Genomic DNA, 12075 nt, shown 5'->3' with positions numbered 1-12075 from the left:
CCTCTACCGTTATGAATGTAAATTCTCCGCCTCTACTATTTGTAGGAAATCTACATTAACTCTTTTCTGCTTTGACAAATACACCACCTTTTTCTATATATAGTTTTTTTTGCATAAAACTCTTTTTCCTAAGAAATATTACAAAGGGATGTATTTTAGATGGAATATTAATTTCTTAGGAGGAAAACCATGACGAAAATCTTCATTTTAGCATCAACACTCTCTTTATCTTTTTTTAGCGGTTTAAATATCGGTAATGCTGCAACTGAAAACTTCCATCCATTAACAAACGCTGTTGTACAAAATAGCGATCATTTTGCAGAAGGAAATTTAAAGGATAATAATAAACCTCCAGGAAATAACGGTTCTCAGGACGATAGTGGTTCTGGCGGCAGCGGCTCTGGCGGCAATGGTTCCGGCGGTAACGGTTCTGGTGGTAGTGGCTCTGACGGCAGTGGTTCTGGTGGTAGTGGCTCTGGCGGCAATGGTTCTGGTGGCAGTGGCTCTGGTGACAACGGTTCCGGCGGTAACGGTTCTGGTGGTAGCGGCTCTGACGGCAGTGGTTCTGGTGGCAACGGTTCTGGTGGCAACGGTTCTGGTGGCAATGGTTCTGGCGGTAACGGTTCTGGCGGTAACGGTTCTGGCGACAGTGGCTCTGGTGGTAACGGTTCTGGCGACAGTGGCTCTGGTGGTAACGGTTCTGGTGGTAACGGTTCTGGTGGCAGTGGCTCTGGCGGCAATGGTTCCGGCGGTAACGGTTCTGGTGGCAGTGGCTCTCACGGCGGTAATGGCTCTCACGGCGGTAATGGCTCTCAAGGTGGCAATCGTGTTAAAGGTGATAGCAGTTCTCAAGGCGGTAATGGCTCTCACGGCGGCAATCGTGTTAAAGGCGATAGCAATTCTCAGAAGGGCAACGGTTCTCAAGGTGGTAATGTAAAAGATAATACAAAAAAACAAGGTGATAAATTACCTAATACTGCAACGCATTACCCTATATCTATTTTAATGGGTCTTTCAACATTCCTAATTGGTATGTTACTGTTTATTCGTCGTAAAAACGTAAAATAAGAACAACATCCTTCCATCTAAAGAATACATGAAATACTGTATAAAACCAAAAAGGGCTTTGGATTGCATTTTATTATGCAGCCCAAAGTCCTTTTTATCACCTATCAAAAGAGTATTAATATGCTTTTCCCCAATACACCATTTGTTTAGCTTCTTTACCACAACAAATACATTCTTCAGCTAAATGCTCTTGCTCAAAAGGCATACAACGTGAAGATACTCCCACTTCTTCTTTTAGTTTCTCTTCACAAGCCAATTCCCCGCACCACATTGCTTTAATAAAGCCTTGCTTTTCGTCAGCTACTTTTTTCATCTCTTCGAAATTTGTCACAGCATACGTATTCTCATCGCGAAATGCTTTTGCTTTATTAAATAAAGAACTATGAATTTCTTCAAGTAATGCTGGAATACGTTCTTCTAATTGATCCATTGGTACAAATTCTTTTTCCTTCGTATCTCTTCTTACAAGTACAACTTGATTCTTTTCAATATCTTTAGGACCAACTTCTAATCGAATTGGTATACCCTTCATTTCATACTCATTAAATTTCCAACCAGGCGTTTTATTACTAGCATCTATTTTTACTCGTGCAACCTTTTGAATATGTCCTTGTAACTCTGTTGCTTTTGCTAAAACTCCTTCTTTATGCTGAGCAATTGGTACAATAACAACTTGCACTGGAGCGACTTTTGGTGGCATTACAAGTCCATTATTATCGCTATGAACCATTATTAGCCCGCCTATCATTCTTGTTGATACACCCCAAGATGTTTGGTGTACATATTGCCATTTACCATTACGATCTAAAAACTTAATATCAAATGCTTCTGAGAAATTCGTCCCAAAGTTATGAGAGGTTCCTGTTTGAAGCGCTTTTCCATCATGCATTAAACTTTCAATTGTATAAGTTGCCTTTGCTCCAGCAAACTTCTCTTTTTCTGTTTTTTGTCCTTTAATAACTGGTATCGCTAAATAATCCTCACAGAAAGAAGCATATAAGTTTAAAATATTTAATGTTTCAGCCTGCGATTCTTCTGCCGTTTCATGGATTGTATGACCCTCTTGCCATAAAAATTCAGTCGTACGAAGGAATGGTCTAGTTGTCTTCTCCCAACGAACTACTGAACACCACTGATTATATAACTTTGGCAAATCATTATAGGATTGCACAATTTTTGAAAAGTGCTCACAGAATAAAGTTTCAGATGTAGGACGTACACAAAGTCTTTCCGCTAACTTTTCATCCCCGCCATGTGTAACCCATGCTACTTCAGGAGCAAATCCTTCAACATGATCCTTCTCTTTTTGCAATAAACTCTCTGGGATAAACATTGGCATATATACATTTTCATGGCCAGTTTCTTTTAACTTCTCATCCATCACCTTCTGCATATTCTCCCATAAGGCATAACCATACGGACGTAAAATCATGCACCCTTTTACACTTGAATAATCAACAAGTTCGGCTTTTTTTACAATATCGGTATACCACTGCGCAAAGTCCTCTTCCATCTTCGTAATGGCTTGCACTTGTTCTTTTGCCATAGTCAGTCTTCCTCCTTCTAGAAAATACAAAAAAGCCCGCGTCCCTAAATAGGGACCGAGCTTTGCCGGCGTTACCACCCTGATTCATGCACAAAAATTGCGCATGCTCTCTTTTTGATAACGGGAAATTCCCGCTGCATATGCAGAACTCAAAGGCAGGTTCCATATTGCCTTTTTAAGAATCTTTCAGCCTGGCGGATTCTCTCTCTGCTAAAAAGGTTGAATATGTACTAGTCCTTTTTCATCGTTATAACGAAATAAATTTGTTGATTATCATAATACAAATTCTTTTTTAAAACAATAGCTAATTTTCTTATTATTATATATTCTTTTCATTTTTTACAGTTTTATACGTAGCTTTTTCGAGAGATTTTTACAAGTTGATGTGCAATCATACCAATAAGTGTACCTAGTAGAACGAAGAAACCAATAAATCCATATCCCATTCCTTCCCACCCACCAATAACCATCATGGTAACAGGAAATGATGCTAAGCAAAGAAGTATTACAATCAGTGCAAATATAATATCAAACTGTTTGTCTGGAAAACGTTTCTTTAGTAAATATGAAATAGCAAATACAAGGAGAATTGTGATGCCACCAATGATGTAAAATATACCGAATCCATCTAACCAGTCCATACTATTCCCTCCGTCCATAGATTCCCTTATACTTATTATATGTTTAATTTTTCTGAAAATAAACAATAAATTTTATTCAGAAACATATTTTTGTTACTAGGTATTAATAGTAATATATAAGAATAGGTTTTATATAATTAGGAGGATTACTTTATGGATAAAGCATTAACGAATCGTGTCATTATTTTATCATTCGACTGTTTATCAGCTTTAGATTTTCCTATACTACAAAAACTACCTCATTTCCAATCTCTAATAAAAAAGGGCGCGGTTGTCGAAAAAGTAGAACCAATTTATCCTTCTGTAACATATCCAAGCCACTCAACAATCGTAACCGGTAATTACCCTAACAAGCACGGTGTTGTTAGTAATACGTTACTTCAACCAGGACGTGAATCACCTGATTGGCATTGGTACCGAAAATCGATAAAAGGAACAACATTGTATGATGAAGCGCGTAAAGCAAATTTAACGACAGCTGCCCTTCTATGGCCTGTTACTGGGAGAGCAAACATTGATTACAATTTACCAGAAATTTTCCCCAATAGACCGTGGCAAAATCAAGTGTTAGTTTCCTTATTTAGCGGTAGCCCACTATACCAATTAGATTTAAATCGTCGTTTCGGCCATATAAGAAATGGTTTATCACAACCAGAGCTGGATGATTTCGTCCTCGCCTCTGCTGTACACACCATTCAGACGAAAAAGCCTAATGTTATGTTCGTACATTTCACTGATTTAGACACGCAAAGACATTATCATGGCTTTGAATCTAACGAAACAATAGCTGCAATTCATAGACATGATGAGCGGCTCGGGAAAATTATTCAAACTTTAAAAGACAGTGACCTATACGAAGAGAGTACAATTATCGCTCTTGGTGACCATAGCGCTTTAAGTGAAAACAAAGCGATTCAATTAAATGTGCTATTCCAACAAAAAGGCCTCGTATCTATAAATAAAAAAGGGCTATTAGTAGATTGGAAGGCCTATTGTCAAAGTTGCGACGGGTCTGCCTATGTATATGTGAAAGACAAAAATGATACGGATACAATTCGAGAAGTACAACTACTCCTTGAAGAACTGCTGCAAAATAAACAGAATGGAATTGAATTTATACTTCATGATGAAGCTGCGAAAGACTGCGGTGCAGATGGTAATTGTTTATTTATGTTAGAAGCGCAAGAGGGGTATTATTTCACTGAAAACTATACAGGAGATTTTATAAAAGACATTACTGAAAAAGATGTTACGCCTAGTAAAAAATATACATTTGGTACGCATGGATACTCTCCAACAAAACCTAACTATGAAACAATTTTTATCGCTGCTGGAAAAGGAATAAAAACCGGCGTTACCGTCCCCTATATGAGACTTATTGATGAAGGTCCAACTATCGCTAGACTACTCGGTTTACACTTAGGCGAAACAGACGGATCAATTGTAGAGGATTTACTCCAATTGTAAAGAACTGTGTATATATGTAAAAGTTATGTAAAAATCATCACTGTTTCTCTTTTTATAATTTTTATTTTTGTACACTGTTAGTAGAACAAATTTAAGGGGGAACACTATATGAAAAAAATGTCCAGACAAGAAAAAAGCTGGATATTATACGATTGGGCGAACTCGGTATATTCGCTCGTCATTACAACTGCATTATTTCCAATTTACTTTAAAGCAGCTGCAAAAGAAGCCGGGCTATCTGGTGCAACTTCAACAGCATATTGGGGATATGCAAACTCGTTCGCTACACTTTTAATTTCTATACTTGCTCCTATTCTCGGCACAGTTGCTGATTATAAAGGATTTAAAAAACGATTTTTCACATTCTTCTTTGGACTTGGTATCGTATTTACAAGTATGTTAGCAGTCGTTCCAACATCTCAGTGGTACTTATTATTAGGATGCTATATGCTCGCCTTAGTTGGTTTTGCTGGAGCCAACATTTTCTATGATGCATTTTTAGTAGATGTCACTTCTGAAGATAGAATGGATCGAATTTCTACAAGAGGTTTCGCTTTAGGCTATATTGGGAGTACTATTCCTTTTATCGGTTGTATCGCTCTTATTATTCTTGCTCAAAAAGGAACTATCCCTTTATCAGTTGGCATTGCTAGTCAAATTTCATTCGCGATAACTGCTCTTTGGTGGGGGTTATTTACAATTCCAATGCTTAAAAACGTAGAGCAAACACACTATATTGAGCGTCATCCAAGACCTATTAAAATGAGCTTCAAACGTCTTACTGATACTTTTAAAAATATTAAAGAATATAAAACTGTATTTATGTTTCTAATTGCTTACTTTTTCTATATTGACGGAGTCGATACAATTATTACTATGTCTACAGCTTACGGGACCGACCTCGGTATCAGTGCAACGAATCTATTAATCATATTATTTGTAACACAAATTGTCGCTTGTCCATTTGCGTTACTATACGGAAAACTATCTGAAACATTTACTGGTAAAAAAATGTTATATGTCGGTATCATTATTTATATCATTATTTGCACATATGCTTATTTCTTAAAAACGACACTTGATTTTTGGATTTTAGCAATGTTAGTTGCTACATCTCAAGGTGGTATTCAAGCACTAAGTCGTTCATACTTTGCAAAACTAGTACCAAAAGAATCTGCTAATGAATTCTTCGGATTTTATAATATCTTTGGTAAGTTCGCCGCAATTATGGGCCCGGTATTAGTCGGTGTTACAACGCAATTAACAGGAAAAACAAACGCTGGTGTTCTTAGTATTATTGTATTGTTTATTATCGGTGGATTCTTACTCACTAGAGTTCCAGAAAATAATACATCCGTTACACCACCTAGTCCAAAGACTAAAACGCTATAAGAAAAGATCCTCTTCTCATAAGAAGAGGATCTTTTTTATTTTTAACGGTGCGCCTTATAATGAACGACTCTACTGCTTGTACAAAAATAATTTATCAACAGTTGTTCCTAATACTTCAGCTAAACGGAATGCTAACGCTAAGCTTGGATCATATTTATTATTCTCAATTGCATTTATCGTTTGTCTAGAAACCTTGCATTTATCAGCTAATGCGCCTTGTGAAATATTATTTTCAGTGCGTAATTCATAGATTTGATTTTTCACACCATTGCTCCTAACCTGTAAAATTGTTTTTACAACATCAGTATATAATTGGCTCATATAGTTGTCAAAAGTTCCTCAAAGAAAAAGGGAGCAATTTTGCTCCCTTACAATAGTTATTTCGAAGCTAACGAATTTGTTAGTGCCTCTTTATTAGCAACATCTTCTTTTTTTATTTGCATACGTAGAACTGGCCCTATCGCTAATAAAATAAGTGCCATCGCTATACAAAATACAGTAACTAGTGAAGTTAGTTCCTTTAATCCTCCAGCTAGTGAAGTTCCAATTAGCATTGCCCCCATAAACAGTGATAAAATCGTCCCATTTACTCTTCCAACCATATTTTCTGGTACAAGTTGAATCATAAGCGTACCGACAACAATATTAACACAAGCTAAACAAATACCTGTTCCAAATCTCATGAAACTAGTAATCCAAAATGATGTAGATAGCCCTTCTACTAAAAATGATATCGCTAATATGCCCATACCGAATACAAACATCTTTTTCGGATTCACTTTTGAAGCGAAAATTGCAGCAACAATACCACCGATTAACATACCTATTCCATCAGCTGCTGCTAAATATTGAACAGCTTCTTTTTCCATGCCTAAACGTTCAATTACAAGGAATACTTCTAATGGATTCGTTAATCCAACAGCTAAACCCATAATTGTAAAAGTGATCGTAATCATACGTAAATTTTTCGTGTGAAGAACGTATTTCCACCCTTCTTTTATATCATTTTTTAATGAATCTCTTGCCACTTGCTCTTTTTCAACCCATTTTGGTAAAAATGAAAGGGCGATAGCAGATAACCAAAATAAAATGATTAAGCTATATAGTGACGTAAATAAACCAAGTTGTGTATACACAAGCGATCCTACCACTGGCCCAAAAATTAGAAATAATGACTGTAATGTTTGGTTAAATGCAATCGCATTTGCTACCTGTTCTTCTTTTACATAGCGCTTAAATATACGCGAAGATGAGGGCTGAGAAAACTGACCTACAATCGCGGAAATGAGTGTTGCAAAAAATATAGCCTGCCAATAATCCAGCTTTAACAACAGGACAATTCCTATAATAGACAGTACACTCAACACATCTCCAGCGACCATTGTTCTTTTCGGATTCCAGCGATCTGCTAATGCACCACCAATGAACGAGAAAATAAAGATAGGTGCATACTCCATGACAGATAATAGAGACACTGAAACTGGATCATTATTCGTTCGCTCCATTATGAAATATAAAAGAGCCATATTTCTGATCCAAATTGCAAATTGTTGTAAAATATCAGATGCCATAACGAGCATAAATGCTCGGTTTTTAAATAAAGCTTTCACTTTCATTCCCCTTCCATAAACCGACCGTTCGGTCTATTTTTTTGTAAGAAAAGCAACTGACTTATTATTCAGCTGCCATTCCTTTTAACAATACATCTATTGCCTTTTTATAAATACGTTTCAACTCTTTATAATCTAACTCGTAGTAAAGTACTCCAAGCCCTGATAATAATCCGTTCACAATATACATAAGATCACGAGTATTATCTTCACGGAACTCTCCAGACTGTATACCTGCTTCAATTAATTTCTCAAACATAACATATGATTCTCTAGTTAAAGCTAACAGTTCATCCAGAATCTCTTTACTTACAACTTGGCTCATAGAGAATTCCTCTATTGCATTTGAAATTGGTTGCTGTATGTCCTCTACATGATATTCCGCGAGACCATATAGTTTTTCAGTACTAGTGCTATACAACTTCTCTTTTTCATTCCATTTTTCAAGCCAATCATACGTATGCTGTTTCACTACAAATAAAAATAAATCTTCTTTACTTTTAAAGTGATAATAAATACTTCCTTTACTTCGCTCTGTAATTTCACAAATCTCTTCCATAGATGTAGCTGCGTAGCCCTTCTGTGAAAATAGACTTTCTGCTTTATATGCAATTTCTTTCTTTATCTCTTCTGCGCTTCTTCTCATATTCACACCTCTTTAAACCGACCGTTCAGTCTAATAATAACAAATCAAAAACCTCTATCGCAAGAGGCTATATTCCTTATTTAAGAAAACGTACTTTCAAACCAAGTTCGAATCATATGTATTGTTCCAAATTTAAATGCTAATTTAACAAGAATTACACCTCCCGCAGCTAATAAAAATAACACTACTTTCCCCTTATTTTTCACTTTCGGTTCCCTTTTCATTTCCATTCCCCTTAATATGTTAAAAATATTAATCAAACGTTTGTTTAACTGTGTTTATGCATATGTAAGCCGACTAATCAAACGTTTGTTTAAAAAGAAATACGCCTATATAAGGCGCATTTTCATCAATCACCACCGCCACCGCAGCTTCCTCCGCTATCTCCCCCAAAAGACCCTCCACAATCATGTGAGCCACCATCATGCGAGCTATCATTATCAGATCCAGCAAAGAAAAATAATGGTGATGAGCTGTTAGATGAATTATGAATGTTATTTTGTTTTGTAAGATTTACCTTCTTTTTGTTCGATCGAACTGCTGTTACGATTATTCCAACTACAACAAATAATAGTATGACAATAATAAATTCCATATAAAAGCCTCCCTTATTCCTCGAATAATTGAATGGTTCTCTCTAAATTTTCAAGTGAAATGAAGCGTGATTCACGAAGAATTTCTTTTCCATTATGAAATAATAAAATTGTTGGCCCTGTAAATACTCCATATCGCCCCGCAATCTCTTGCATGTCTTGTAGTAATATCTCTATTTTCTCTACGTAATCATAATTCTCTAATAAGCAATTTACTTTTCTTAGCATAACATCACAAACACCACAATTTTTCGTTTTAATAAAAAGAAGTACCAATTGTTGTTCTTCGATATAGGTCGCTAATTCTTCTATCGTTTTAAATGTAGTCATCTTATCCCTCTTAGCGTAGTTTACGAAATACTTTGTCTTGATACATACGAAAAGCTGAACTATCTTTAATCTTTCTCTTTTCCATTACCTGCTGAAAACGTAACGTTTTTATTGTTAACTCTTCTCGTAATTTCTTTCTCTCTTCTTCATCATAACAGCAAGCAATTAGATCCTCTATTTTTAATATATCTTTTTGTAGTTCCATCTCTGGTGGAATCATTCCCGCATTTTTTAAAATTTTATAACTCATTCTAAGTTCTGGAGGTACCATTGAAAGATCTTCTAATTGTAGTGGTTTTCCTTTTCCCGGAAGATAATCAAGATCACCATTCCGTATCGCTTGTCGAATTTTTTCTTCAGCAATGTTCAAAAACACATCCACACTGTCCCCTCCTTTACATATTTTTACTATTATTTTACATGATATTTCCTTATCTTTCTACGTCTTTAATAATTGGCTCCATACAATTTTTTCTCAAATTTATTTATAATGAGCTATTTCCTCCCATACCAATCTTTCGTTTTCATATATAGTTTGTATTCAAGCCTTTTTGTATTGAGAAAGTCTTTTACAACTGAATAAAGCGTTTACACTAAATCTTACATTTGTTACGATTTAATCACCCCCAGCTCCCTTGTATAGACTTCGTGATGTCTGATCATTTTATCTAGACGTTTCATACGTCTAGATTCATTTTGATTTATTGGCGTATGCCTTTAAATATATCTTTTATTTTGAAAGGAGAAATGGCTATGAGGTCTCAAAAATTCACACTGCTATTACTATCTCTACTACTTTTCTTACCTCTTTTTCTCACAAATTTTATTACTCCAAATCTCGCATTAGCAGATTCACCAAAGCAAAGTCAAAAAATTGTTGGGTACTTTCCTTCGTGGGGCGTTTACGGACGTAATTATCAAGTTGCTGACATTGATGCATCAAAACTTACTCACCTTAACTATGCTTTCGCGGATATTTGTTGGAATGGAAAACATGGAAATCCTTCTACCCATCCTGATAATCCAAATAAACAAACGTGGAACTGTAAAGAATCTGGTGTACCATTGCAAAATAAAGAGGTTCCTAATGGTACTCTCGTACTCGGTGAACCATGGGCTGATGTTACCAAATCGTATCCTGGCTCAGGTACAACTTGGGAAGATTGCGATAAATATGCCCGTTGCGGAAATTTCGGAGAACTAAAACGATTAAAAGCTAAATATCCTCACTTAAAAACAATTATTTCCGTTGGTGGCTGGACTTGGTCTAACCGCTTTTCTGATATGGCCGCTGATGAAAAAACAAGAAAAGTATTTGCTGAATCTACAGTAGCTTTTCTTCGCGCATATGGGTTTGATGGCGTAGATTTAGACTGGGAATATCCGGGCGTTGAAACGATTCCTGGTGGTAGTTATCGTCCTGAAGATAAACAAAATTTCACTCTCCTTCTTCAAGACGTCCGAAATGCTTTGAATAAAGCAGGTGCTGAAGATGGCAAACAATATTTACTAACAATCGCGTCAGGTGCAAGCCAACGCTACGCTGATCATACAGAGCTAAAGAAAATTTCTCAAATACTCGATTGGATTAATATTATGACATATGATTTCCACGGTGGATGGGAAGCTACTTCTAATCATAATGCAGCTCTATACAAGGATCCAAATGACCCAGCAGCAAATACGAATTTTTACGTAGATGGTGCTATAAATGTTTATACAAATGAAGGTGTTCCAGTCGATAAACTAGTATTAGGCGTACCTTTTTACGGACGTGGATGGAAAAGTTGTGGAAAAGAAAATAACGGACAATATCAACCTTGCAAACCAGGTAGCGATGGGAAACTTGCTTCTAAAGGTACTTGGGATGATTATTCTACCGGTGACACAGGTGTCTATGATTACGGTGATTTAGCAACCAATTACGTTAATAAGAATGGTTTTGTACGCTACTGGAATGACACAGCTAAAGTACCTTACTTATATAATGCGACTACAGGCACATTTATTAGCTACGATGACAATGAATCTATGAAATATAAAACAGACTATATAAAGACGAAGGGTTTAAGTGGAGCAATGTTTTGGGAACTAAGCGGGGATTGCCGTACAAGTCCAAAATATAGTTGTAGTGGTCCAAAATTACTTGATACGCTAGTAAAAGAATTACTTGGTGGACCTATTAGTCAAAAAGATACTGAGCCACCAACGAACGTTAAAAATATTGTAGTTACGAATAAAAATTCAAACTCAGTTCAATTAAACTGGAGTGCATCTACTGATAACGTAGGAGTTACGGAATATGAAATTACTGCTGGAGAAGAGAAATGGAGTACAACAACAAATAGCATTACAATTAAAAACTTAAAACCTAATACGGAATACACATTTTCAGTAATTGCCAAAGATGCTGCTGGAAATAAATCACAACCTACCGCTCTTACTGTCAAAACGGATGAAGCTAATACGACACCTCCTGATGGAAATGGCACTGCTACATTTTCAGTCACTTCGAATTGGGGCAGCGGTTATAACTTCTCGATTATAATCAAAAATAATGGAACGACTCCTATTAAAAATTGGAAATTAGAGTTTGATTATAGCGGCAATTTAACACAAGTTTGGGATTCTAAAATTAGTAGTAAAACAAATAATCATTATGTAATTACAAACGCAGGATGGAATGGCGAAATTCCTCCTGGTGGATCTATTACAATCGGTGGTGCAGGAACAGGTAATCCTGCCGAACTTTTAAATGCCGTCATTAGCGAAAACTAGACGT

General features: G+C 36.2%; 13 protein-coding genes and 1 other annotated feature. Of the genes, 4 read left to right on the top strand and 9 right to left on the bottom strand.

Annotated elements, in window-relative coordinates; translation table 11 throughout:
* Positions 1–189 precede the first annotated feature (189 nt).
* Positions 190–1068, top strand: a complete 879-nt coding sequence (locus tag CQ064_RS17380; protein WP_000161137.1) for an LPXTG cell wall anchor domain-containing protein — start codon at positions 190–192, stop codon at positions 1066–1068.
* Between the two features lie 115 nt (positions 1069–1183).
* Here CQ064_RS17380 and proS read toward each other — a convergent pair whose 3' ends face one another.
* A complete protein-coding gene (gene proS / locus CQ064_RS17375) occupies positions 1184–2614 on the bottom strand; it encodes a proline--tRNA ligase (protein ID WP_001040983.1) in 1431 nt (476 codons plus the stop codon).
* Positions 2615–2661: 47 nt separating this feature from the next.
* Positions 2662–2868, bottom strand: a binding site (T-box leader).
* Positions 2869–2961: 93 nt separating this feature from the next.
* The gene (locus CQ064_RS17370; protein ID WP_000383860.1) at positions 2962–3255 is read right to left on the bottom strand and encodes a YesK-like family protein; all 294 of its coding nucleotides are present in this window, start codon (positions 3253–3255) and stop codon (positions 2962–2964) included.
* Positions 3256–3408: 153 nt separating this feature from the next.
* Between CQ064_RS17370 and CQ064_RS17365 the strand changes: the two genes are divergently transcribed.
* Together CQ064_RS17365 and CQ064_RS17360 are read left to right on the top strand one after the other, a co-directional pair.
* Entirely contained in the window at positions 3409–4722 is a 1314-nt protein-coding gene (locus CQ064_RS17365) for an alkaline phosphatase family protein (RefSeq protein WP_000356436.1), read from the top strand.
* Between the two features lie 108 nt (positions 4723–4830).
* Positions 4831–6114, top strand: coding sequence for an MFS transporter (locus tag CQ064_RS17360; protein WP_000738821.1), 1284 nt, complete (start codon positions 4831–4833; stop codon positions 6112–6114).
* A gap of 69 nt (positions 6115–6183) precedes the next feature.
* Here the strand turns inward: CQ064_RS17360 and CQ064_RS17355 are convergent, their stop codons facing one another.
* From CQ064_RS17355 to CQ064_RS17325, 7 genes are all read right to left on the bottom strand, one after another.
* A complete protein-coding gene (locus CQ064_RS17355; protein ID WP_002023181.1) occupies positions 6184–6435 on the bottom strand; it encodes a helix-turn-helix transcriptional regulator in 252 nt (83 codons plus the stop codon).
* A 56-nt stretch (positions 6436–6491) separates the two neighbouring features.
* Positions 6492–7724, bottom strand: a complete 1233-nt coding sequence (locus tag CQ064_RS17350) for an MFS transporter (protein WP_000645359.1) — start codon at positions 7722–7724, stop codon at positions 6492–6494.
* Between the two features lie 64 nt (positions 7725–7788).
* Positions 7789–8370 carry a TetR/AcrR family transcriptional regulator gene (locus CQ064_RS17345; RefSeq protein WP_001254432.1) on the bottom strand — a complete coding sequence of 194 codons (582 nt, stop codon included), beginning with the start codon at positions 8368–8370 and terminating at the stop codon, positions 7789–7791.
* 80 nt (positions 8371–8450) lie between these two features.
* Positions 8451–8594 carry a hypothetical protein gene (locus tag CQ064_RS17340; protein WP_000817985.1) on the bottom strand — a complete coding sequence of 48 codons (144 nt, stop codon included), beginning with the start codon at positions 8592–8594 and terminating at the stop codon, positions 8451–8453.
* Between the two features lie 125 nt (positions 8595–8719).
* Positions 8720–8965: a hypothetical protein gene (locus CQ064_RS17335; protein ID WP_000394364.1), complete on the bottom strand. Its 246-nt coding sequence runs from the start codon at positions 8963–8965 to the stop codon at positions 8720–8722.
* Between the two features lie 13 nt (positions 8966–8978).
* Entirely contained in the window at positions 8979–9293 is a 315-nt protein-coding gene (locus CQ064_RS17330; RefSeq protein ID WP_000206518.1) for a thioredoxin family protein, read from the bottom strand.
* 10 nt (positions 9294–9303) lie between these two features.
* Positions 9304–9675, bottom strand: a complete 372-nt coding sequence (locus CQ064_RS17325) for a DnaJ family domain-containing protein (RefSeq protein WP_000382377.1) — start codon at positions 9673–9675, stop codon at positions 9304–9306.
* A gap of 371 nt (positions 9676–10046) precedes the next feature.
* Here CQ064_RS17325 and CQ064_RS17315 point away from each other — a divergent pair, with 371 nt between their 5' ends.
* Positions 10047–12071: a glycosyl hydrolase family 18 protein gene (locus tag CQ064_RS17315; protein WP_001257489.1), complete on the top strand. Its 2025-nt coding sequence runs from the start codon at positions 10047–10049 to the stop codon at positions 12069–12071.
* Positions 12072–12075 lie beyond the last annotated feature (4 nt).

The sequence above is a fragment of the Bacillus sp. MYb78 genome (assembly GCF_002975115.1).
GTDB lineage: Bacteria > Bacillota > Bacilli > Bacillales > Bacillaceae_G > Bacillus_A > Bacillus_A cereus.
Note: the sequence above shows the minus strand (reverse complement) of the source record. Positions and strands in the feature narration are given on the sequence as shown.

Excerpts from the sequence above, each read along its gene's own strand:
- CQ064_RS17380 (WP_000161137.1), top strand. The coding sequence starts at position 190 with ATGACGAAAATCTTCATTTTAGCATCAACACTCTCTTTATCTTTTTTT.
- proS (WP_001040983.1), bottom strand. The coding sequence starts at position 2,614 with ATGGCAAAAGAACAAGTGCAAGCCATTACGAAGATGGAAGAGGACTTT.
- CQ064_RS17370 (WP_000383860.1), bottom strand. The coding sequence starts at position 3,255 with ATGGACTGGTTAGATGGATTCGGTATATTTTACATCATTGGTGGCATC.
- CQ064_RS17365 (WP_000356436.1), top strand. The coding sequence starts at position 3,409 with ATGGATAAAGCATTAACGAATCGTGTCATTATTTTATCATTCGACTGT.
- CQ064_RS17360 (WP_000738821.1), top strand. The coding sequence starts at position 4,831 with ATGAAAAAAATGTCCAGACAAGAAAAAAGCTGGATATTATACGATTGG.
- CQ064_RS17355 (WP_002023181.1), bottom strand. The coding sequence starts at position 6,435 with ATGAGCCAATTATATACTGATGTTGTAAAAACAATTTTACAGGTTAGG.
- CQ064_RS17345 (WP_001254432.1), bottom strand. The coding sequence starts at position 8,370 with ATGAGAAGAAGCGCAGAAGAGATAAAGAAAGAAATTGCATATAAAGCA.
- CQ064_RS17340 (WP_000817985.1), bottom strand. The coding sequence starts at position 8,594 with ATGAAAAGGGAACCGAAAGTGAAAAATAAGGGGAAAGTAGTGTTATTT.
- CQ064_RS17335 (WP_000394364.1), bottom strand. The coding sequence starts at position 8,965 with ATGGAATTTATTATTGTCATACTATTATTTGTTGTAGTTGGAATAATC.
- CQ064_RS17330 (WP_000206518.1), bottom strand. The coding sequence starts at position 9,293 with ATGACTACATTTAAAACGATAGAAGAATTAGCGACCTATATCGAAGAA.
- CQ064_RS17315 (WP_001257489.1), top strand. The coding sequence starts at position 10,047 with ATGAGGTCTCAAAAATTCACACTGCTATTACTATCTCTACTACTTTTC.